Here is a 21,805-nt window from a genome sequence, read left to right as displayed (position 1 = left end):
TTTTTACTTATTTCACAGTATATGAACCTTGTTCAATCCAGCTATACATATACTTTTCATCTTCTGTTTCATGTGCTTGTTTTACAATACGAAGCGGACGGAATGTGTCTATCATAACAGCTAATTCAAGCGTCTCTTTCTTCCCTATACTTGCCTCTGTTTTCCCCGGATGCGGTCCATGGGGAATCCCGCTCGGATGAAGTGTAATAGAACCTTCTTCCACACCTTTGCGACTCATAAAGTTTCCTTCTACATAGTAAAGAACTTCATCACTATTAACATTACTATGATAATATGGTGCTGGAATTGACTCTGGATGATAATCGTATAAACGTGGTACGAAAGAGCAAATAACAAAATTATGTCCTTCAAATGTTTGATGTACTGGCGGTGGCTGATGAATGCGCCCTGTAATTGGTTCAAAATCCTCTACATTAAATACCCACGGATATAAATAGCCATCCCATCCAACAACATCTAATGGGTGGTGTCCTAAAACATGTTTATGCATATAGCCTCTTGATTTTGTCATTACGACAAAATCACCTTTTTCATCATATGTCTCTAATTTTTCTGGACCACGAAGATCTCTTTCACAAAACGGACTATGCTCTAACAATTGTCCGTATTCATTTCGATAACGACGCGGCGTTGTAATTTGGCTATTTGCCTCTACAACAAGAAACTTAGTCTCTCCTTCATCTGGAATAACACGATAAATCGTTCCAATTGGAATCGTTACATAGTCGCCTTTTCTATAGTGAATCGTTCCAAACATCGTTTCAATTTTTCCTGTTCCATAATGAACAAATAACATTTCGTCGCCATCACCATTACGATAGAAATAATCCATTTTTTCTGTTGGACTCACTACTCCAATTAACAAATCTTCATTTCCAAGTATGAAATTCCGTCCACTTATTGCATCACCACTTTTTTTACTTTCTTTCGTTCGAAAGTGGCGATGAGAAAGAGCAACATCCTCTTCATACTGCAACTGACAAGAATGCGATAATGCAGAATGACCTACTTCTGTTGGCATATAATGATGATACAAAATAGACTGCGTACCAGAAAAACCTTTTGTTCCCATTACCTGTTCACGATAAAGCGATCCATCTTTTTTACGAAATTGTACATGTCGTTTATGAGGTAGTTCTCCCATGTGACGATAAAACATGCCCATCACCCGCTTCCTTTTCTTTTTTGATCGTATTACGTAGTGTACCTAAACCAGTAATCGACAGTTCTACAACATCTCCATCTTGTAGCCACTCTTCTGTACCCAGTTCTAAAATACATCCTGTTCCTACTGTCCCAGAACCAATCACATCTCCTGGATATAACGTAACGTCCTCTGAAGCACGTTCAATCATTTCAGCAAATGTATAGTAAATATCTTGGAAGTTTCCCTTTGATAATAGTTTTCCATTTACATGAGCAGTCATTTCTAAATTATATCGATCACCATTACGATAAACGTCTAATTCCTCTTTCGTAACGAGATGTGCTCCTAAAGAAGTTGCAAAGTCTTTTCCTTTCGCTGGACCGAGACCTACTTTCATTTCTGTTGCTTGTAAGTCTCTCGCACTCCAGTCGTTCATAATACAATAACCAAAAATATATTCCTCTGCTTGCTCACGAGAAATATTTCGCCCTTCTTTTCCTATTACGCAAGCAATCTCCAACTCATAATCAAGCTTTTTAGACTTTTTCGGACCAATTACAAAATCACCGGAACCAATTACAGCACGATGATTAGTAAAATAAAAAACCGGAATATCATACCATTCAGGCACAACATCTAATCCTCTTCGTCCGCGAGCTGTTTTTACATGTTGTTCAAATGCGTAAAAATCTCGAATACTACTCGGATTAGGAAGAGCAGCTGTCAATTGTACTTCTTCTAAAGCATATATACCCTTATTTGGATTCTTAATATTCCGCACTACTTCTACATACTCATCTGCTTTCTCTAAAAAAGCCATCATAGAAGAAGGGATTTCTCCTTCACTAGCAAGATTCATATCTATTACTTTGTCACCTTCAAGCCATCCAGCTCGTAGTTCTTTTGAAGGAAGACGAAATGTAACAAATTTCATCCTGATTCCTCCTTATAAAAATGAAATTTCCACCAGCAAAGGGACTTTTGCTGGTGGATACAAATCTTATAAGTTCCCGCGACGCTCTTGTTCTCTTTCAATTGATTCGAATAACGCTTTAAAGTTTCCTTCACCAAATCCACGAGAACCTTTACGTTGAATGATTTCAATAAATAAAGTCGGGCGATCTACAATTGGTTTCGTAAAGATTTGTAGTAAGTAACCTTCATCATCACGATCTACTAAGATCTTTAATTCTTTTAACTTATCAATTTCTTCATCAATTTTTCCAACTCGTGCAGTTAACTCATCATAATAAGTATCAGGTGTATCTAAAAACTCCACCCCATTTGCACGAAGCGCTTCAACTGTTTTAACAATATCACTTGTTAATAAAGCAAGATGTTGTACACCAGCTCCATTATAGAATTCTAGATACTCTTGAATTTGTGACTTTCTCTTTCCGTCTGCTGGTTCGTTAATAGGAAACTTAATACGACTTCCATTCGTCATAACTTTCGACATTAACGCCGAATACTCTGTACTAATATCGTCATCATCAAAATGAATCATTTGTTTAAAGCCCATAACATTCTCGTAATAACTAACCCACTCTTCCATTTTTTCAACATTACCAACTACATGATCAACAGCAATTAAACCAGACTCTTCAAATGGAATATTAAATTCTACCTTTTGGAATCCTGGCATAAATGCCCCTTTATAATTTTTACGCTCTACAAGCGTATGAATTGTATCACCATACGTACCAATAACTGCTTTTTTCAATGTACCTTCATCATCTGTTAATTCCTGTGGTGGAGCAATTGCGACGGCACCACGTTTCACTGCTTCTGAGTATGCTTTATCAACATCATCAACAAGTAGTGCCACATCCTTCACGCCATCACCATGAGTCTTTACAAACTCTGCAATACGATTTTCACTACTTAAAGCTCCAGACACAACGAAACGCATATTTTTTTGCACAAGAACATAAGATACCTTTTCACGGTTTCCAGTTTCTAATCCAGAGTAAGCTACAATTTTGAATCCGAACGCTCTCGCAAGATAATAACTCGATTGCTTTGCATTCCCTACGTAAAATTCCAAATGATCTACATCACGTACTGGAAAAAAGTCCTCCATTTGTGCAGCTAGCGTATCCATAGATTTTTGTTTCATAATATCTTCATCCCCCTGTAAATAGATTAAATGGTCCATACTTAAAACCAACCGAAAACGCTTCCAACATTAATTAATAGAAATTAGTTAGCAAGCTAACAAATTCTGACCTTTAAAATTTTCTATCTTTTCTGTCAAATTCCTCTTTTTTTTCTTACATATAAAATTCGACTTTTTTCTCTTTGAAATACAGCTTGATTTTATTCAATGGATTTTTGATTATTCGTTGAATCAAGTTTCAACCGCAGCGTTTAATTAGCATTGAATGCTGGATAATGAGGTAACTTTAATACTTGAGGGTATATAAGAAGAATATAAAAAAGACTCCAACATATTAACTACTTACCAATACGTTAGAGTCTTTATTTTTTTTGAATGATTGTATTTATATATCTCATACTAATACATTTGCAAGGAATAGAATAAATGATGTTACTATTACCGCTCCACCTAAGGATCCTAATAAATCTGTTTTTGTTACTTGAAACACTTGTTCACTGTTCATATCCCTCATTCTCCTTCCTTTTTTGTTTGATTTAAAACTTCTATTATACTAATACGCTTGATAGAAATACGATTAACGCTGTTAATACTACTGCCCCACTTGCTGATCCTACGAAGTCACCTTTTGTTACTTGTAATACTTGCTCTTTCATACCTTTCATTCTCCTCTCTTTTTCTTTTATTACAAAACTTCTATTATACTAATACGCTTGATAAAAATACGATTAATGCTGTTAATACTACCGCTCCACTTGCTGATCCTACGAAGTCACCTTTTGTTACTTGTAATACTTGCTCTTTCATATCTTTCATTCTCCTCTCTTTTTCTTTTATTACAAAACTTCTATTATACTAATACGCTTGATAAAAATACGATTAATGCTGTTAATACTACCGCTCCACTTGCTGATCCTACGAAGTCACCTTTTGTTACTTGTAATACTTGCTCTTTCATATCTTTCATTCTCCTTTTTTATAAGTTATCTATATGTAATTTCTAAGAAATGTTTATTTCATAGTTTTTATGTTAACGTTACATTAAATTTGATAACGTAATGTTTGTAACATTAATGTAACATAACTATTATTACGTTGCAATATAATTACGTAAAATTTATTACACTTTTTTTACGTTTTTTTATAACAACCCTCAAAAACCTTTATTTAATGCATTTTTCACTAAGTCCACGTTTGTAACATTCGCGTAACATTACAGTCATAAAGTGAAATGTATCCATATTCCTCTCTATTTTTGTTACAAATTGTTTATTTAGTGCCACTAAACCTATCTAATCTTTACTTACTTTTAATATGAGATAAAATACCGTCTTTCCAAGATAAGTTTATATGTTTCCTCTATATAACTATGTATAATAAAAACAAAGAGGTGGTCATTTTGAAATTAATCGCATTAGATATGGATGGTACACTACTATCATCTAATCTTGAAATCTCCAAAGAAAACCTACAAGCAATCCAAACTGCACAAGAAGCCGGTCATATTGTAATGATCTGTTCTGGTCGTGCGAAAGAGGATGCTTTAAAACTATTGGAAGAATATAAATTATCTCTTCCAGTCGGAGCAAGCAATGGGGCAATTGTTTATGTGGATGGAAAAGTAATTAACTCGCGTTGTTTACAAAACGATAAAGTATACAAGCTTGCAAAATTACTAGAATCTGAAGGTTTTCCTTATAAGCTATATACGAATAAAGGAGTTTATTCTCCATATACATGGCAAGATCAAGTCATGCAAGCTTTCGAAGAGAACAAGCATGCATTAGATGTTACACTTGAGGAGCTTGAGAGAATTACAGAAAAACAAAAGAAATCAAACTTAATTACTGATTTCCAAAAAATTGAAGATGTTGTAAATAATCCAGAATTAGAAATATCTAAATTCTTCATTTTGACATTTAATGCAACGCATCGTGCACAGCTATTAAGTATGTTACAAGAAGACACTGATATTTCGGTTACAGCATCAGCTCCTACTAATGTAGAAATTATGGATAAGCTTGGTCATAAAGGAAACGGTCTACAAGAAATGGCTGCTTATTTCAATATACCAATTGAAGATACTATTGCAATCGGGGACAACTTTAATGATGTGCCAATGTTACAAGTAGCTGGCTTATCAGTTGCGATGGGAAATGCTGAAGAAGATGTAAAAAAACTATGTGATGTTGTAACATTAACAAACAATGAACATGGTGTTGCTCACGCAATTGAGCAATTTGTATTGAAACAAACTTCATCTAGTAAATAAAAGAAAAGGACTCTTTCCATTTGAAAGGGTCCTTTTCTTTTATACGTGATGACAAGCAACAAAATGCTCCTCACCAACATTACGGAATTCTGGTACTGTTTTTTTACAAACATCCGTTGCAAATGGGCAACGTGTATGAAAACGACAGCCCGAAGGTGGATTTGCTGGACTTGGAATATCCCCTTCTAGTATAATTCGCTCTCGCTTCACTGTTGGATCTGGTATTGGAACAGCTGATAACAATGCTTTCGTATAAGGATGTAGCGGATTGGTAAATAACTCATCACGCGGTGCTGTCTCCACAATCGTACCTAAATACATAATTCCGATTTTCGTACATAAATGTTCTACTACACTTAAATCATGCGAAATGAATAAATAAGATAATCCCTTTTTCTCTTGTAACTCACTAAATAAATTAATAATTTGTGCTTGGATAGATACATCTAGTGCCGCCACAGGTTCATCAGCTACAATAAATTCCGGATTTAATACCATAGCTCTTGCGATTACGATACGCTGACGTTGTCCACCAGAAAACTCATGGGGATACCGGTCAATATGATAAGGAGCTAACCCACATAACTCCAATACTTCAATTACCTTTTCACGAACATTTTCTTTCGTCGCTAATCCGTGGGCCAACATTGGCTCTCCAAGCGCTTCTCCAATTCTCATTCTCGGATTTAATGAGCTAAATGGATCTTGGAAAACGAGCTGCATATTAGGGCGATGTTTTCTTAATTCATCCTTGGATAAAGAATGAACATCTTTCCCTTTAAACTTCACTTCTCCCTCCGTTTTTTGAACGAGGCGTAAAATTGTTTTTCCTATTGTTGTTTTTCCGCTCCCTGATTCGCCAACGAGACCAAACACTTCACCTTTATTAATAGTAAAACTTACTCCATCAACCGCTTTTACATGCCCAATTGTTCTACTAAATACGCCACCCTTGATTGGAAAATATGTCTTTAGATTTTTCACCTCTAATAATGGTTCACTCATTGTTCCGCACGCTCCTCATATAGCCAGCAAGCTACTTTATGATTTTCATCATTTACATTTAGATTTGGGGCTTCTTTTTCACATATTTCCATACAATGCTCACAACGCCCACTAAAGTAGCAAAACTCACCTAAACCAACTAAATTCGGAACTTGCCCTGGAATAGAATATAGTTTATCTATTCGTTTTCCCATTACTGGTTTTGATTTCAATAATCCTTTCGTATAAGGATGTTTTGGATTTTGGAATATCTCTAGTACTGGGGCTTCTTCAATAACTTTCCCGCCATACATAACGACAACATAATCAGCCATTTCCGCTACGACACCTAAGTCATGTGTAATTAATAAAATCGACGTTTTAAATTCTTCTTTCACTTGTCTTAGTAGATCCAATATTTGAGCCTGAATAGTAACATCAAGAGCTGTTGTTGGTTCATCCGCAATTAATAACTTAGGATTACAACTAAGTGCAACAGCAATCATAATACGTTGTAACATCCCGCCACTCAGTTCATGCGGATAAGAATGGACGATTTCATCAGCGCGGGCTATGCCAACTTTACGAATTAACTCAATTGCCTTCTTATATGCTTCATTTTTACTAAGTAATTCATGCTCCCTTAACGTTTCTACAATTTGCTCTCCTACAGTGAAGACGGGGTTTAGCGATGTCATCGGTTCTTGGAAAATCATCGCAATATCATTCCCTCGTAAACTACGAAGCTCTTTCTCTTTCATTCCTAAAAGACTTTTTCCTTCATATAAAATATCTCCACCTACTACACTGCCTGATTCAGCAATAAGTCCCATAATAGATAACGCCGTTACACTTTTTCCGCAACCAGATTCACCTACAACACAAACAGTTTCACCTTCTCGAACAGAAAAACTAACATGATTCACAGCTTTTACTGTCCCTTCTTCTGTCTGAAAGTGTGTTTGTAAATCTTTCAGCTCTACTACCGCTTTACTCATATCTCCTCACCTACCGTCTCATCTTTGGATCTAATGCATCACGAAGTGCATCACCAAGTAAATTAATTGATACAACTGTTATAAAGATTGCAAAACCAGGCGGAATCCATAACCATGGACGCTTTTGGAAATCGATTAATGAGTTAGCTGCGCTAATCATGTTCCCCCATGATGGTGTAGGTGGAACGACTCCGAGACCTAAGTAACTTAGTGCGGATTCTCCCAAAATAGAACCTGCAACACCTAATGTAGATACGACAATTAAAATGGGTAAAACATTAGGTATTAAGTGATATATAATTTTCCGGTAATCTTTTATTCCTAACACATCCGCAGCTTGCATAAATGCTTGCTCCCTAAGTGATAAAATTTGCCCTCTTACAAGGCGTGCAAGCCCTGGCCAACCTACTAAACTTAAAATAATCATAATGACATACAAACGATAATCAGACGGTACTTTCCACTCTGATAAAATCGCACCCATTATAATAAGTAACGGTAATCCTGGCATCGACATTAAAATATCTGCAAGTCGCATAATAATATTGTCCACAATACCACGATAAAAACCTGCAATCGCTCCTAATAAAGCTCCAAGTATAACCGATAAAACCATTGAAGCTAAACCAATGGTTAATGAAATACGTCCCGCTTGCATAAGCCTTGTTAAAATATCTCTTCCTAATTGATCTGTACCAAGCCAATGAGAAAAACTAGGTGGTTTGTTAATGAGCGCAACTTGTATTTTTCCTGATGCATATGGAGAAAAGAACGGACCGATAAAACAAAATAAAAACATAAAAATTAATGCATAAAACCCTACAAGTGCCATCTTATTTTTCTTTATCTTTTTAAAAGCTTGTCGCCATGGTGATGATTCATTTCTTCTCTTTTTTTCTTTTTTTTCTGTAATTACTGTAACAGTCTCCATTTCTTTCCCCCCTTACTTCAACCGAATTCTTGGATCAACAACTGCATATACGATATCTGCTAAAAAGTTTGAAACGATTGTTAAACAAGAAAGAAACATCGTAAATGCCATCAATACTGTATAGTCACGGAAATTTAATGCTTCTAATTGAATATTACCAATCCCTGGCCAGTTAAAAATTTGTTCAATAATAATTGCCCCAGAAAACAATCCAGGTAATTCAAATGCTAATAACGTAATTGCCGGTAAAATTGCATTTTTTAATGCATGCTTATAAATAACCGTCTTCTCCTTCAAACCTTTCGCTCTTGCTGTTCGTATGTAATCTTGTCTTACAACCTCTAACATACTTGTTCTAAAATAACGAGTTAGCGAGCCGACCCCAAGAAGTGTCAAAATAAATACTGGTAAAATCATATGTTTTGCAACTTCTATCACGTAAGCAAATCCTGTTGAATTACTGCCAACATCAATCATTCCACCTATCGGTAATAACTTAAAGTCAACCGCAAACACCTTAATTAAAAACAAACCGATAAAGAATGAAGGAAATGACATTGCTGCAAAAACACCGATTGTTACAAGTTTATCGAATAAAGAATGTTGCTTCGTCGCCGAGAATACACCGATAATAAGTGCAATTAGCCAAATAAAAAACAATGCAATAATTGCTACACTAAAAGAATTCCAAATAAATTTATTTAATAATGACGTTACAGGCTCTTGATATTGAAGCGAGAAGCCAAAGTCCCCTTGCAATGCACTACCTAACCAATGAAAATAACGCTCAACAATTGGTTTGTTCAACCCATATAACTCCCTCAGTTCAGCTGCTCTTTCCGGTGTAATTTTCGGGTTTGAATCAATATAATCCCCAGGAAGAAGTGCGAACAGGACGAAGATAATAATTGATGTACCAAGCAGTGTAGGAATCATTTGTAACAACCTACGAACAATATATGTTTTCACCCTTTTTCTCTCCAATCTTATGCTTAAAATAGAAGAACATTTTTTCAAAGCGGCACATTACTAACCGAATGAAAAAATGTCTTCTACTTATACATTCTTATCGTTATTTTTCAAATGATAATACTGGTAAGTTTGCACTAATACTGTTGTACTTTTCAGGATCAATTCCTTTTATATTCCCGTTATAACCAGTAATTGTTCTACGGTAGTTTAATAGAATTACTGGTGGATCATCACTTAATTCTTTATACAATTCTTTATAAATAGGTTTACGCTTTTCGATATCTACAGTTTCAATACCTTTTTGAATTAGCTCATCTACTTTTGCATTCTTATAACCAAGACTAGTTTCATTTGCAGTAGACAAATATTCACCAGCTGTTTCACTCGGATCACTTGTAATCGGTGTCGAAACAGAAGCTAAATCATAATCCCCTTTGTTTACCTTAGAAAGCATCGTATTAAAGTCCATAAATTCAGGATTAAACTCTACACCTATTTCTTTATAATTCTCTTTCGCAATCGGAATTAATAAATCACTATCTTTAGCCGAACTTGGACCGAAATAAGAAAGTTTTAATTTTTGACCATCTTTTTCACGAATTCCATCCGAACCAACTTTCCACCCTGCTTCATCTAATAATTTTTTCGCTTTTTCTTTATCGTATTCGTATTTATTAACTCCTTCTTCCGTATAAGCCCAAGAAGTTGGATGAATTGGTACATTGGCTACTGTACCGTATCCTTTTAACGCTGTATCAACATATTTTTTGCGGTCTAATCCGTAAATAAGTGCTTGGCGAACCTTTTTATCCTTTAAGTAAGGCTTATTATTATTCATATAAATATAACTAAATGACGGTGCTGTTTCGATTTGGATATTGGCGAATTCTAAAGCCTTAGCCTGTTCAAGAACCTCATCACCAGTACCTAAGCCAGTATGGTCAACTTCTCCTGTTTGGAATAACTGAAGCTTCGTATCACCAGAAGTAATTTTATAAATGAAGTTTTGAATTTTTGGTTTACCCGCATAATAATTTTCGTTTGCTACAAAACGAACTTCTTGACCTGGAATATACTTTTCAAATTTATATGGACCCGCAGCTAATGGCTTTCCATATAAATCTTTTAAGTAATCTAAGCTTGTATTTTGCTTATAATCTTTTCCATAATAAGCTTTTGATAGTACTGTACCTCCTAAAACAAATATAGCTTGTGAATTCACTTTTTCAGTTGTAATTTTAATTGTTTGTGGATCAACAACTTGAATACCTTCAATTGAAGTTGCTTTTCCTTCCTTATATTCTTTACCACCTTTAACCGCATATTGAGAGATATCTACTTCACCTTCATATGCCTTATCATGTAAAAGCGTCAATGTGAAAGCTACATCATCCGCCGTTAATGGCGATCCATCACTAAATTTCAAATCTTTACGTAAATGGAATGTATATGTTAACTGATCAGAAGAAACGTCCCACTTCTCAGCTAATTCTGGAATTGGTTTCCCTTGTTTATCGGTTGATACGAGAGATGCAAAAATAACTGAAGTTACGTTTCCATCCCAACCATTTTGTTGGAAGTATGGCAAAAATACGCCGCCTGGCTTACTAATACCAACTACTAACGTATCTTTTCTATTCTTCGCTTTGTCTGGCACTTTCGTTTTATCTGTCGCAGCGATCTTTTCAATTTTCACATTTTTTAAATCCTGCTGTTTAACCGGCTCTGTAGAAGCCGCGTCCTCCTGTCCCCCACAAGCAGACAACACAAGCGAACTACTCATTAATACCGAAAATACACCAGCCCATTTTTTTGTCTTTTTCTTCATTGTCCCCACCCTAACTTTTTATGATTATACCCTCTGAACGAATTACCTTATGTATGCCTCCCACAGCAACATTTATAGCCAATCGGAAAAGTCGGTTTTAATCGTAAAAAAATAGATGTTTTTGAGGGGTAACAATCTTATTCCGACCTTTCCGGTAGACTTTATGGTTATTAGCTTATATCGTTCATTATGTTTTGTCAATTCTTTCTAAATAAATATTTTGAGAATTTTTACAAAATTATCACTCTACATTTATACTTTAAGAAAACTCAGCTATAATTCGTATTAAAAAACTTAAAAATCTACTTCTATTCCTTCAACATGAAACATAGAATACTAATAACCAATTACCAAAAAGGGGGCGAAAATATGGACAACCTATTCCAATACGTCCTGCACTACGTATTATTAACAATTATGATAGTCGGAGCGCTATTACTATTCCCGTTCTTCCCAAAGTTCGTCCTCTTTTTAGCTTTTTTTATCATGCTCGGGATCGCTATTATAATTTCAACGAGAGAAGATGCCACGCAAAAAGAGAGCAGAGTTCAGCGCGTAAAGCTGTAACTTTGCTCTCTTTTCGTTTTCATTCACTAGTCTCTTTTATACATATTTATCCCGCTATTTGCCGGGCAGTAAAACCCCCACTGATTAAAGTTTCACTTTATCTCTCGGGAAATAATTAGCCTTTGTTTTTGTAATTACTCCTATCGAAAAGCCACTAATGACATTTCTTTTTCACCTTATCATTTTCATATGTTTCACAAACTATGCAAATTGAGGAACACGGATTTATCTAAGTTACTGTTTCACGTGAAACACACCGCTTCATTTAATCTTTAAAGCAAAATATCATTATGAAAAAAGCAACTTCCTCCAACAAAAATGAAAGGAAGTGGCTTTCTACTCTTTACTCCACAATATTCTCTAAATCACTATATAACTTCGCTCGTAACAACTCTTTCTTCGTTTTTTCCTCATATAATTTTTCAAGTCTTTCAACATCAGCTACATGTTCCATTTCACATTCTATTGCATATATATCTTCTTCTACATGCATTAACTCATTTTCAATCTCTTCAAGATTCCTAGCTTCTTTCTCTTTTACAAGAACCGTTTCAACACTTTTTCTCCCTTGGCGTTTCTGCTTTATTACTTGCTTCTCAAGCTTTTCCTCCCACTTTTGACGAGCCCATGCATAGTTTCCTGCAAACTCAAATAATTGGCATCCATCAATCCAGTACGTCTTTTCAAATAACTTATTTAAAAAATAACGATCGTGTGAAACAGCTAAAATCGTCCCATTATATTGCTCAAGGGCTTCCTCTAAAACTTCCCTTGATTCAATATCAAGATGGTTTGTCGGCTCATCTAAAATTAGAAAATTGATGTCTTGATACATAAGTTGCGCAAGTCTTAACCTCATTCTTTCTCCACCGCTCAGTTGCGTTACTTTCTTAAACACCGCTGGACCATAAAATAAAAACTTAGCTAATATATGTCTCGCTTCTCCCTCTGTTACAGCTACATATTCTCTAAAAGCCTCTAATACATTACTCTTCATATTTCCGTACGCATGCTGGGATAAATAACCGATTTTCACACTACTACCAATTAGAATTTCTCCCGCGTCTGGTTCTATTTCTTCTAATAATAATTTTAGTAGCGTTGTCTTTCCTGTACCATTACGACCAACGATGGCCGCACGCTCTTGAAAACGAACATGTAAATTCACTTCGTTAAATAAGGGGTGGTCAGCAAATCCCTTACTCACTTCTTTCATTACAACAACATCTTTCCCACTTCTCTCTTGCCCTTCAAACTGAAGTCCCATTTGTTTTCGTTCTAAAATAGGTTTTTTTAGTTTCTCCATCCGTTCCAGTGCACGTTCCATACTTCTTGCTCTCTTATGCAATCCTTCATTCGGAGGATTCGCTTGATTTGCCCATTCACGTAGGCGCTTAATTGCTTCTTTCATTTTCTTTATTTTCTTTTGCTGCTCTTGATAAGCTTGAAACTCTTGAAGTAATCTTTCTTCCTTCTCCTCGACGAACTGAGAATAATTCGTATGGTACACGTGAATCTCTCCATCTTCCAAATCAAAAATTTTCGTTACAACTTCATCAAGGAAATAGCGATCGTGTGAAATAACCATAACTGTTCCAATATATTCTTTTAAAAATTTCTCTAACCATTCAACTGCAAACAAATCTAAATGATTTGTTGGTTCATCTAATAGAAGTAAATCTGGTTTCTGCAATAACATATATGCAAGGCTAACTTTCGTCTGTTCTCCTCCACTTAATTCCGTAAATACTCTTGGAAATAAGTCTGTTACTTGTAAGCCATTTGCTACCTTCATTATATTTGCCTCTATTTCATAACCACCGAGAAATGCAAATTTTTCTTGAATTATTCCGTACCTCTCCATTAGCTTTTGCAATGAAGATTGTTCCTGCTCCTCCGCCATATTTTTTTCTAGAGCATGCATTTCTTTTTCTAATTCCTTTTCTACTTTAAAAGCGGAACTCAATACATCATATACATTCATGACCTCATCAAACTTCGGAATTTGTGCGACATGACCAATACGTGTACCTTTCTTCATATGGATGGCTCCTGCATCCAAACTCTCCCTTCCCGTTAGAAGTCCAAAGATTGTTGTCTTCCCACTACCGTTACGACCAACTAACCCAACACGTTCACCATTCTTTATTTCAAGCGATATATTTTCAAATATGATGTTTCCACCAAAAGATTTCATTACATTATTTACACTACAAATAGTCATTTTCCGTACTCCTTTCAATATAAAAAACCATGAGAAAGAAACATTCCCCATGGTTTTCGGCATAGAAAAAGGAAGCCAAATAGCTCCCTTTTCACACGTTTATTAAAAATGGGTGAAGAGATTTCTATCGTTCAATAGTCACTATGCAATTGTTAAAAAAGGGCATACGTATCCCGTTAACAACTACATCATGAAAAATCGCACGACAAAAATAAATAAAATCTAAAAATTTGGCACGCGCAGCTAAAGAACGTTTCATCTCATTCACCCCTTTCGTACGGAATTTAATACTTACTTCTTTATTATACTTTCCAATTTCATGTTTGAATAGTCATTTTTCTGAAAATAATGAAGATAGACTAAACATTTCAATAAGTGACATCAAATCTTACAAAACTGTTATGTTCACGTAATGGAAAGCGATAGTACGAAAAGATGCCTCCCTATACAATAAAGATGTAAACAAGCGAGACAAACAAAAGGAGGAAACAAACATGATGAAAGAAATCGTAAAAGCAATCTTTGAGGTATTAGTGAACGGACAAGCAGTTGTAAACGAACTAAATGAACTATAAAAAGGAGTGAAGAAATATGATGAACATGGTGAAAATGATTTTACACGCTTTAGTCGATGCAAAAGCAGTTAGCCAAGAATTAAACCAACAATAAAAAGGGGTATATGAATATGAAGAAAGCCATTATTATAATTGCAAGCACAGCAATTACTTTATACACAATAAAAAATAGAAAAAAGAAAAATAATGAAAATGTTCTATATTATCCATACACGCTATTAGAGAAAAAATAAAAGACAAGGTACCCTATCGTAATGAGGATATCTTGTCTTTTATTTTTTCCACATTTCCTTTAGAGGATTTCCCTCTCCTGTTCCCGAATGTATTAAGCGGGATTTTTACACATATTTTAAAGGGGCATATATACAAATGGATACACAACAACTATATTTTTTAAACGATATCGGTAAACAAAAACCAGAAAGCATTCGGAATAGAAGCGCTGCATGTCCATTTTGCGATAAAGAACATTTAACGGATATTTTAGCAACTGATGGTTCTATTATTTGGTTAAAAAATAAATTTCCTACATTACAAGATACATTTCAAACAGTGCTAATCGAAACAGATAATTGTGAAGATCATATTGCGACATATACAGAAGAACATATGAGATCGCTAATCCGTTTCTCCATTAAACATTGGTTAGACTTACAGAAGAATGAAGAATTCACATCTGTGATTTTATACAAAAATCATGGTCCCTTCTCAGGTGGAAGTTTGCATCATGCACACATGCAGATTATTGGAATGAAATATGTAAACTACCTCGATAACGTAGAACCGGACAACTTCCAAGGAGTAATTGTACAAAAGAACGAACACATTGAACTCAATATTTCAGATCGTCCTATTATCGGTTTTACTGAATTTAATATTATCACTGAAGATACTGAATCCACGGATGAACTAGCAACTTATATTCAACAAACTGTACGTTACATACTGACAGATTTCCATAAAGGATGCAGTAGTTATAACTTATTCTTCTATTACTTAAATGGAAAAATCATTTGTAAAGTTGTACCTAGATTTGTCGTTTCACCATTGTATGTAGGATATAAAATACCGCAAGTTTCTACAAAACTAGAAGAGGTGAAAATACAACTCACGCAGTATTTCACGAAAGAAAAGGATGAAATTATTCATAAAAAAACAGAGTAGGTATAGAAAACCTACTCTTTAATTACACCTTTATTTCGATAGTATACATCTTCTAATCCGATGTTATACTTCATGTTATTATCCGTCCACTCTGGCCCTAAATTCCCTGGCCATCCAGATGTATTCGCTATATATTTCAGTAATGCAAAATCAGTCAAACCTTTTTGTACCCCACGCTTATATCCTTTCATTAAATGCGGCATTGCAATTTGCGCATTTGTACGTGGATCTTTCAGCTCATCATCAGTTAAATGTTCTGGTGCAAGCCCGCCGCCGCGGTGTAGTTGAAACAATCCGAATGAAGTTCCATTATCTCCAACACTTCTTGGATTTAATCGACTTTCATGCTCGGCAATTGCAAGAGGTATCCATTCTGGAAGATTTACTTTCTTCGCTTCCTCTATAATGATTTGTTTCATCTGTTTTGCTTCTTCTGAATCAACATAGCTTGTTCCATTCACTAGCTTATCCATTCCTTCAGACTTTCCTTGGAAATATAAATATACTCCAAGAACAACTAAAAATCCTACAAAGAATTTCTTCACTACCTCTACCTCTTTCTCCGCTGAAATTTGTCCCCTTTCAGCCTTCTTCCCTTTACAATTACCCACATTCTATCATTCTCTTACCCTTTTATCATAGCAAATAACTATGCGTATTATCATCATGCTTTAGACCGATTTTGTGAAAAAACAGCTGGTAAATACGTACAAAAATGTAACTTTCATAGACTATAACGCATTTATTGTATATAATTGTAAACTGAACTCTACATATAGAATAGGAGCATTCAAAATGAAAAAATGCCTAACACTCTTGTTCAGCATTTTACTACTCATCCCTACCTACACCTCTGCACAAACATCATCAAAACCAAAAGTACTTGTTTTGTATAGTACACAAGACGATAAAGTTTCAAATAATGTCCAAATCCTTAATACTCAATTAGGACATTTTACAAATGATATCACCGTAAAAAACTTAAAAGAAGCAACTTCAATTAATAACGTATCCTCCTATACACATATTGTTTATATCGGTGAAACAAAAGAAGTGTTTTCCGATGAAACGAAACAATTTCTAGAAAACTTCTCCGGCCCTGTATTAGTATTAGGACAAAATGTTGAACAATTATCTAAGCGTTTTTCTTTCATTACATTGAAGAGTGATGATATACGAGTTAATAAAATTGAATATCCAGACAAGAAGCTAAAAAATACTTTAGAAGCGGAACGATTAATTCAATCATTTGATACGAATGGAACTGTGCTTGCTAGCGCCTTAAGCTCAAATAACACTAACCCACTAATCGTTCAGCATGAAACATCTTATTACGCTGCAACGCCAAATCTCTTTGACTGGATGTCTCATTACGTCGGTGAAATGTTATTTTCTTACTTCGGAAAAGAGCCAACGACAAATAAAGTAGAAGCTTATTTACGTCTTGAGGACGTTCATCCGGCCGCAGATATAAATCAATTAAAAGAAATTGCTGAATTACTAAAAGGGAAAAAAATTCCTTATATGATTACGGTCATCCCTGTATATAAAGATCCAAATACGGGAAAGACAATACATCTAAAAGATAAACCCGAACTAGTCGATCTTTTACGCTCTATGCAAAATGATGGGGCAGCAATTATTTTGCATGGTTATACTCACCAATTTTATGACAGTGAAACCGGTGAAGGGTTTGAATTTTGGGACGTAAAGACAGATCAACCAATTCGCCAACCGAAACATGAAAAACCGAAGACAAAAGATGACTTTCCAAATATAGAGGCATATAACCAATATGTAAAAAAAGGGGAAGAGTTTGAGGAAAAATATACGAAAGATCATATCGAAAAAGGAATTCAAGAACTTGTAGCTGCTAAACTATATCCTGTTGCCTTTGAAGCACCTCATTACACGATGTCTCAAAAAGGATATGAAATATTATCAAGATACTTTTCAACTTATGTAGGACAACTACAGTTAAATGATACAACTTGGAAATCCATGCACTCACCATATTATACAAGTACTCCGTCATTTTTACATGGAATGAAAATATTGCCTGAAACAGTCGGATTTATTGAAGAAAATAAACCACAAACTATTGCTAAAATGAAAGAACGTGCTCTATCTGTTTCTAAATTATCCGATGGAGTTATTGGAGCATTCTATCATCCTTACTTAGGTGTGAAACCATTAAAAGAAGTGTTAAAGGACCTAGAAAGCATTCCAAATATAGAATGGATTGATTTACAAAAAGAAACAAATGAAGTGAAAATGAAAGATATTCATATCACTACTAATAAAGACGGCATTCACATTGAAAAACCAACAAGCGCAAGCGACGTAATGGATTATATAAAACAATATGGATTCTTCCTTATACTTGGTTTCTTCGTCATTGTCTTTCTCTTATTATTAAGACGTGTAAAAAAATTAGAATCCTAATACAAAACCACCGAGCGGAACGCTTGGTGGTTTTGTCATATATCAAACCGTGGCATTTTATTAAATAAATTCAACTTTTACTTTTTCCGTTACATTATTAAAATTATAATTCTTCTATCCTTTCAAATAAAATCGACTTGTGTTTTCATATATTGTTTCTGCGACCTTATCAATAGATATGTTTTTTATAACACTAATTTCCTTTAATACCTCTCGAATCATTCTTGGATGCGTTATAACATCCTCTTGAAATTCCCACGGTCCATCTGTTTCTACCATCATATATTCAAGTGGATAATACGAAACGATTTTTCTAATCTTCTCCTTATGTAAAACATCCGGTGTAATCGAAATATAATAACCATTCTTCATCATCCGTTTCATTGTTTCATCACTTCCTTTAAACCAATGGAAATGTGCACGTGAAACTTTATATTTCTCTAGCAAATCACATACAATGTCAGCATCTTCATAAACTGCATGTAATATAATCGGCAAATTATACTTACTAGCTAGTTCTATAAATTTTTTCAATACAACTATGTATGGATTTACAGCAATTCTTTCATCTTCTTTCCTCAAATAATAGGGCAAACCTACTTCACCAATCGCAACAATTTCCTCTGCGTTCTGTTCAATAAGTTTATAAATCTGTTCACACTCTTCTTTATGAATCTGTTGCTCTGGATGAAACCCTATCGCTGGATATATAAAAGGATAGTTCTTCGCTAAAGATAACGTTTCCTTACAAGATTGATAATTCATAGATACTGCAATAAGCCCCTTTATTTCATTACTATTTTCCACCTCTTTCAGTAATCTGTTCTTCTCTTCATCCTTATATTGATCAACATGTATATGACTATCAATCCATTTCATCTTTATGCCCCCATAAAAAAAACAAGAAAGGACTTCCTTTCTTGTTTTATCATCTATATTATTTAACAATTAAGTTTGTTATGATATCAAATAATCCAATACACACTACGGCAACAGTAAAGTAGCTACAGAAATCTTTAATTGGTAACTTCACTACTTCTTCTTTACGCATCCCATTTTTCTCCCTTCTTACTAGATCCCTAATTATTTTTCTATCTGTATCTATTATGCAAAAAATATGACAAATTTACTATCGAATTAACTTACGTAAACCTTACAATGTTGTAAGGTTTAAAAAAGGATCCTCATCTTTACTCAGATGAGGATTATTAAAAATTAGTTGGTTTTTCATTCTTCATTACAAACAGAAAGTAATACATTGAGACTTTCTAGTTACACTATATGAAAATTACTATCTTTTAACTATCGAATTACATTACAGAAGGCTTACATGTTTGTAAGTTATGTGTAATGTAATTCGATAGTTCTCCTTACTTATATTTCGTACAATAAAGTTAGAAAGTAAGCCAAATAAGAAGAACAATCACATAACCAAATTACATTGCTAGTAGCTACTCTTCTTATACCTTTCACCTATGCTACTACAATGTACCCCCTTCCCTTTTATATAATAAAAAAAGCCTTAGTCCATATAGACTAAGGTTTTTTTATTAACCTCAAAAATACCCTTACCCAGTATTTTTATTTTCGACAAAAAATAGCCGGGGGTATATTTCACTATCTCATCGTTAAAAGTTTGCTCTTCGCATTTATAGGAATATTTGCAACCTCAATCTCTTCAATCGATTCACCGTAACGTCCTTTTGCAAAAACCTTTAATGCTTCATCTCTCTTTAACATATGCTTAACTGTTTTCTTTATTTTCTGCTCTCTACCACGTTCATCGAATGCAATAAATTCATATTCATACCACTCATCACCAATATGCTGACCAATTGTATTCACAACCGTATAGTATTCTTTCGTCTTATAAAATGGATTATATTTATCGATAACCGGTCCAAGTTTCGTAGGCAGTAACATTACTACTATCACTATCATCGCTATTATAGTAGTGATCATTTTTTTCCTCATAATAAACATTCCTCCTCTGCAGGATATATATACATCCATTTTAAAAAGGGGAATAAAATCTACTATTGAATCTCATTACATTACACTTACATTTTTGTAAGAATTAAAAAAGGTGAACGAATTTACTCGTTCACCTTTTAGCTTGCTTTAAAGCCACCGCCAAGTACATCACGTACATCATGTATAACAACGAAAGCATCTTCATCTACCCGGCTAATAACTTGTTTTAACTTAACAAGCTCTTGTTTATTAATAACAACATATAAAACTTCTTTATTTTTACCAGTATATCCGCCGCGCCCTTCTAATACAGTAACACCGCGTGTCATATTTTTCGTAATAGTTTCACGAATTAAGTCTGGTTGATTCGAAATAATCGTAACAGCCGTTTTTGTGTCCATTCCTTCTACAATGAAATCAATCACCTTCGCTCCAATGAACACAGCTACAAGTGTATACATTGCCTTTTCTTGCCCTATTATAAATACTGAACCAGCAATTACAACAATATCAATAATTAGTACGCCTTTACCTACACTCCAACCTAAATATTGATTTGCTAACTGAGCTAAGATTGCCGATCCTCCCGATGTACCTCCAGCTTTGAACATACAGCCTAATCCAATACCCACAAATAAACCAGCAAATAAAGCTGCTAATAATGTATCACTATTTACATGATACTCAATATGTTCTGTAACGTATAAAAACAAAGATGTTTCTACAATCCCTAAAATTGTATAAATCATTGTTTTCTTATCAAAAAATTTATAACCAATAGCTAGTAAAATTGCATTTATAGCAAAATTCACAATCCCTGGTGACCAATCAAATAAGTAGTACGTAACAACCGTTAAACCAATAATTCCACCTTCCGATAAACGGTTTGGAATTGCAAAGTAATTAATACCAATTGCGAATAATAATGAACCAATTGTAATTAGTGTTATTTCCTTTATACGTTGATTAACCATAGTTCATACCCTCCCCCCATTTGACATTGTATCACTATCTCCTAGAGGTTTAGAAGTGGTTTTTATTCCGCATTTTCCCTCTTAAAAATTGAAATATTATGTTTAAACAGAGGGTTGATTAATTATTCATATTTGCTCTAACTGCATGGATAAATTGCTCCACATTCCCTTTCTGAATATGCTTAGCGCGAATGGTTTCATGATTATAAGTAAACTCAAAGTACGAATGAAAATCTATGCTATCTATATGCAAATATGAGTACTCTTTAAATGTTGAAGGATAGTACGGAAATTTCCCGTAAAAAAGGAGACGTCTAGTAGTGGCAACAAAAATTCCATGTTGATAACATAACATGAAATTATCCTTCTCAAAGATCCCTACCACAAAAGCCAGAATCTTTTCATCATCATCTACATACTTTTTCATACTCGATAAAAGTTCATTCATGCATATTCCTCCAAATTCTATTCATTGCATTAACACTTGAAAAGAATCCATGGATTATTACAAACCGGTTTAACTCCTTTATAAAGTATGAAACGCGTTTCCTGTCAAAGATATTTCAAAAAAATAATCCGTTATGCGATTATACACATAACGGATTAAGAT

24 protein-coding genes are annotated in these 21,805 nt (G+C 34.5%); 5 read left to right on the top strand and 19 right to left on the bottom strand.

What is annotated here, in order from left to right:
• Positions 1–7: 7 nt before the first annotated feature.
• The 7 genes from AC0OM3_RS12435 to AC0OM3_RS12405 form a co-directional block, all read right to left on the bottom strand.
• Positions 8–1,180 carry a homogentisate 1,2-dioxygenase gene (locus tag AC0OM3_RS12435; protein ID WP_033666536.1) on the bottom strand — a complete coding sequence of 391 codons (1,173 nt, stop codon included), beginning with the start codon at positions 1,178–1,180 and terminating at the stop codon, positions 8–10.
• Positions 1,146–2,102, bottom strand: a complete 957-nt coding sequence (locus AC0OM3_RS12430; protein WP_000673997.1) for a fumarylacetoacetate hydrolase family protein — start codon at positions 2,100–2,102, stop codon at positions 1,146–1,148. The genes AC0OM3_RS12435 and AC0OM3_RS12430 overlap by 35 nt, the downstream gene beginning before the upstream one ends.
• A gap of 66 nt (positions 2,103–2,168) precedes the next feature.
• On the bottom strand, positions 2,169–3,287 hold the full coding sequence (gene hppD, locus AC0OM3_RS12425) for a 4-hydroxyphenylpyruvate dioxygenase (protein ID WP_474212016.1): 1,119 nt from the start codon (positions 3,285–3,287) through the stop codon (positions 2,169–2,171).
• Positions 3,288–3,681: 394 nt separating this feature from the next.
• Positions 3,682–3,792 carry a DUF3948 family protein gene (locus AC0OM3_RS12420; protein WP_001083693.1) on the bottom strand — a complete coding sequence of 37 codons (111 nt, stop codon included), beginning with the start codon at positions 3,790–3,792 and terminating at the stop codon, positions 3,682–3,684.
• Positions 3,793–3,835: 43 nt separating this feature from the next.
• Positions 3,836–3,952, bottom strand: coding sequence for a DUF3948 family protein (locus AC0OM3_RS12415; protein WP_000677736.1), 117 nt, complete (start codon positions 3,950–3,952; stop codon positions 3,836–3,838).
• A 34-nt stretch (positions 3,953–3,986) separates the two neighbouring features.
• Positions 3,987–4,103, bottom strand: coding sequence for a DUF3948 family protein (locus tag AC0OM3_RS12410; protein ID WP_000654250.1), 117 nt, complete (start codon positions 4,101–4,103; stop codon positions 3,987–3,989).
• 34 nt (positions 4,104–4,137) lie between these two features.
• A complete protein-coding gene (locus AC0OM3_RS12405; RefSeq protein ID WP_000654250.1) occupies positions 4,138–4,254 on the bottom strand; it encodes a DUF3948 family protein in 117 nt (38 codons plus the stop codon).
• A 432-nt stretch (positions 4,255–4,686) separates the two neighbouring features.
• On the opposite strand from AC0OM3_RS12405, the gene AC0OM3_RS12400 reads away from it, so the two are divergent.
• Entirely contained in the window at positions 4,687–5,559 is an 873-nt protein-coding gene (locus AC0OM3_RS12400; RefSeq protein ID WP_000766427.1) for a Cof-type HAD-IIB family hydrolase, read from the top strand.
• Between the two features lie 39 nt (positions 5,560–5,598).
• On the opposite strand, the gene AC0OM3_RS12395 is transcribed toward AC0OM3_RS12400, so the two are convergent.
• The 5 genes from AC0OM3_RS12395 to AC0OM3_RS12375 all read right to left on the bottom strand — a co-directional run bounded on the left by AC0OM3_RS12395 (position 5,599) and on the right by AC0OM3_RS12375 (position 11,272).
• Positions 5,599–6,564: an ABC transporter ATP-binding protein gene (locus AC0OM3_RS12395; RefSeq protein ID WP_001294520.1), complete on the bottom strand. Its 966-nt coding sequence runs from the start codon at positions 6,562–6,564 to the stop codon at positions 5,599–5,601.
• On the bottom strand, positions 6,561–7,541 hold the full coding sequence (locus tag AC0OM3_RS12390; protein WP_000030789.1) for an ABC transporter ATP-binding protein: 981 nt from the start codon (positions 7,539–7,541) through the stop codon (positions 6,561–6,563). Before AC0OM3_RS12390 ends, AC0OM3_RS12395 begins: the two co-directional genes overlap by 4 nt.
• Positions 7,542–7,551: 10 nt before the next feature.
• Entirely contained in the window at positions 7,552–8,472 is a 921-nt protein-coding gene (opp4C, locus tag AC0OM3_RS12385; RefSeq protein WP_000451077.1) for an oligopeptide ABC transporter permease, read from the bottom strand.
• A gap of 12 nt (positions 8,473–8,484) precedes the next feature.
• Entirely contained in the window at positions 8,485–9,441 is a 957-nt protein-coding gene (locus AC0OM3_RS12380) for an ABC transporter permease (RefSeq protein ID WP_474212012.1), read from the bottom strand.
• Positions 9,442–9,544: 103 nt separating this feature from the next.
• Entirely contained in the window at positions 9,545–11,272 is a 1,728-nt protein-coding gene (locus tag AC0OM3_RS12375; RefSeq protein ID WP_000730692.1) for an ABC transporter substrate-binding protein, read from the bottom strand.
• Positions 11,273–11,641: 369 nt separating this feature from the next.
• Between AC0OM3_RS12375 and AC0OM3_RS12370 the strand changes: the two genes are divergently transcribed.
• The gene (locus tag AC0OM3_RS12370) at positions 11,642–11,839 is read left to right on the top strand and encodes a hypothetical protein (protein WP_000369254.1); all 198 of its coding nucleotides are present in this window, start codon (positions 11,642–11,644) and stop codon (positions 11,837–11,839) included.
• 343 nt (positions 11,840–12,182) lie between these two features.
• On the opposite strand, the gene abc-f is transcribed toward AC0OM3_RS12370, so the two are convergent.
• Positions 12,183–14,114, bottom strand: a complete 1,932-nt coding sequence (gene abc-f / locus AC0OM3_RS12365; protein ID WP_474212084.1) for a ribosomal protection-like ABC-F family protein — start codon at positions 14,112–14,114, stop codon at positions 12,183–12,185.
• Positions 14,115–14,187: 73 nt separating this feature from the next.
• The gene (locus AC0OM3_RS12360; protein ID WP_000830643.1) at positions 14,188–14,322 is read right to left on the bottom strand and encodes an RAxF-45 family protein; all 135 of its coding nucleotides are present in this window, start codon (positions 14,320–14,322) and stop codon (positions 14,188–14,190) included.
• A gap of 420 nt (positions 14,323–14,742) precedes the next feature.
• Between AC0OM3_RS12360 and AC0OM3_RS12355 the strand changes: the two genes are divergently transcribed.
• Both AC0OM3_RS12355 and AC0OM3_RS12350 read left to right on the top strand, forming a co-directional pair.
• Positions 14,743–14,871 (top strand): hypothetical protein, encoded by a 129-nt coding sequence (locus AC0OM3_RS12355; protein ID WP_001998915.1) that lies wholly within the window; start codon positions 14,743–14,745, stop codon positions 14,869–14,871.
• Positions 14,872–15,007: 136 nt separating this feature from the next.
• Positions 15,008–15,802 carry a DUF4931 domain-containing protein gene (locus tag AC0OM3_RS12350; RefSeq protein WP_000381021.1) on the top strand — a complete coding sequence of 265 codons (795 nt, stop codon included), beginning with the start codon at positions 15,008–15,010 and terminating at the stop codon, positions 15,800–15,802.
• An 11-nt stretch (positions 15,803–15,813) separates the two neighbouring features.
• On the opposite strand, the gene AC0OM3_RS12345 is transcribed toward AC0OM3_RS12350, so the two are convergent.
• The gene (locus tag AC0OM3_RS12345; RefSeq protein ID WP_000713249.1) at positions 15,814–16,347 is read right to left on the bottom strand and encodes a transglycosylase SLT domain-containing protein; all 534 of its coding nucleotides are present in this window, start codon (positions 16,345–16,347) and stop codon (positions 15,814–15,816) included.
• 250 nt (positions 16,348–16,597) lie between these two features.
• On the opposite strand from AC0OM3_RS12345, the gene AC0OM3_RS12340 reads away from it, so the two are divergent.
• Positions 16,598–18,247 (top strand): DUF2334 domain-containing protein, encoded by a 1,650-nt coding sequence (locus AC0OM3_RS12340; RefSeq protein WP_474212007.1) that lies wholly within the window; start codon positions 16,598–16,600, stop codon positions 18,245–18,247.
• Between the two features lie 114 nt (positions 18,248–18,361).
• On the opposite strand, the gene AC0OM3_RS12335 is transcribed toward AC0OM3_RS12340, so the two are convergent.
• The 4 genes from AC0OM3_RS12335 to AC0OM3_RS12320 form a co-directional block, all read right to left on the bottom strand.
• A complete protein-coding gene (locus AC0OM3_RS12335; RefSeq protein WP_000871068.1) occupies positions 18,362–19,126 on the bottom strand; it encodes a TatD family hydrolase in 765 nt (254 codons plus the stop codon).
• A gap of 738 nt (positions 19,127–19,864) precedes the next feature.
• Positions 19,865–20,221 carry a YxeA family protein gene (locus AC0OM3_RS12330; RefSeq protein WP_001227798.1) on the bottom strand — a complete coding sequence of 119 codons (357 nt, stop codon included), beginning with the start codon at positions 20,219–20,221 and terminating at the stop codon, positions 19,865–19,867.
• A 137-nt stretch (positions 20,222–20,358) separates the two neighbouring features.
• Positions 20,359–21,195, bottom strand: a complete 837-nt coding sequence (locus AC0OM3_RS12325) for a YitT family protein (protein WP_000248039.1) — start codon at positions 21,193–21,195, stop codon at positions 20,359–20,361.
• Positions 21,196–21,313: 118 nt separating this feature from the next.
• The gene (locus AC0OM3_RS12320; protein ID WP_001004247.1) at positions 21,314–21,643 is read right to left on the bottom strand and encodes a PH domain-containing protein; all 330 of its coding nucleotides are present in this window, start codon (positions 21,641–21,643) and stop codon (positions 21,314–21,316) included.
• Between the last annotated feature and the right edge of the window lie 162 nt (positions 21,644–21,805).

Source organism: Bacillus sp. FAU20 (genome assembly GCF_056033865.1).
The sequence above is the reverse complement of the archived record's forward strand: the minus strand, read 5'-3'. Positions and strand labels throughout refer to the sequence as shown.

Coding starts and splice junctions, on each gene's coding strand:
- AC0OM3_RS12435 (WP_033666536.1), bottom strand. CDS start 1,180: ATGTTTTATCGTCACATGGGAGAACTACCTCATAAACGACATGTACAA.
- AC0OM3_RS12430 (WP_000673997.1), bottom strand. CDS start 2,102: ATGAAATTTGTTACATTTCGTCTTCCTTCAAAAGAACTACGAGCTGGA.
- hppD (WP_474212016.1), bottom strand. CDS start 3,287: ATGAAACAAAAATCTATGGATACGCTAGCTGCACAAATGGAGGACTTT.
- AC0OM3_RS12420 (WP_001083693.1), bottom strand. CDS start 3,792: ATGAACAGTGAACAAGTGTTTCAAGTAACAAAAACAGATTTATTAGGA.
- AC0OM3_RS12415 (WP_000677736.1), bottom strand. CDS start 3,952: ATGAAAGGTATGAAAGAGCAAGTATTACAAGTAACAAAAGGTGACTTC.
- AC0OM3_RS12410 (WP_000654250.1), bottom strand. CDS start 4,103: ATGAAAGATATGAAAGAGCAAGTATTACAAGTAACAAAAGGTGACTTC.
- AC0OM3_RS12405 (WP_000654250.1), bottom strand. CDS start 4,254: ATGAAAGATATGAAAGAGCAAGTATTACAAGTAACAAAAGGTGACTTC.
- AC0OM3_RS12395 (WP_001294520.1), bottom strand. CDS start 6,564: ATGAGTGAACCATTATTAGAGGTGAAAAATCTAAAGACATATTTTCCA.
- AC0OM3_RS12390 (WP_000030789.1), bottom strand. CDS start 7,541: ATGAGTAAAGCGGTAGTAGAGCTGAAAGATTTACAAACACACTTTCAG.
- opp4C (WP_000451077.1), bottom strand. CDS start 8,472: ATGGAGACTGTTACAGTAATTACAGAAAAAAAAGAAAAAAAGAGAAGA.
- AC0OM3_RS12375 (WP_000730692.1), bottom strand. CDS start 11,272: ATGAAGAAAAAGACAAAAAAATGGGCTGGTGTATTTTCGGTATTAATG.
- AC0OM3_RS12370 (WP_000369254.1), top strand. CDS start 11,642: ATGGACAACCTATTCCAATACGTCCTGCACTACGTATTATTAACAATT.
- abc-f (WP_474212084.1), bottom strand. CDS start 14,114: ATGGGGAATGTTTCTTTCTCATGGTTTTTTATATTGAAAGGAGTACGG.
- AC0OM3_RS12360 (WP_000830643.1), bottom strand. CDS start 14,322: ATGAAACGTTCTTTAGCTGCGCGTGCCAAATTTTTAGATTTTATTTAT.
- AC0OM3_RS12355 (WP_001998915.1), top strand. CDS start 14,743: ATGAATATGAAGAAAGCCATTATTATAATTGCAAGCACAGCAATTACT.
- AC0OM3_RS12350 (WP_000381021.1), top strand. CDS start 15,008: ATGGATACACAACAACTATATTTTTTAAACGATATCGGTAAACAAAAA.
- AC0OM3_RS12340 (WP_474212007.1), top strand. CDS start 16,598: ATGAAAAAATGCCTAACACTCTTGTTCAGCATTTTACTACTCATCCCT.
- AC0OM3_RS12335 (WP_000871068.1), bottom strand. CDS start 19,126: ATGAAATGGATTGATAGTCATATACATGTTGATCAATATAAGGATGAA.
- AC0OM3_RS12330 (WP_001227798.1), bottom strand. CDS start 20,221: ATGAGGAAAAAAATGATCACTACTATAATAGCGATGATAGTGATAGTA.
- AC0OM3_RS12325 (WP_000248039.1), bottom strand. CDS start 21,195: ATGGTTAATCAACGTATAAAGGAAATAACACTAATTACAATTGGTTCA.
- AC0OM3_RS12320 (WP_001004247.1), bottom strand. CDS start 21,643: ATGAATGAACTTTTATCGAGTATGAAAAAGTATGTAGATGATGATGAA.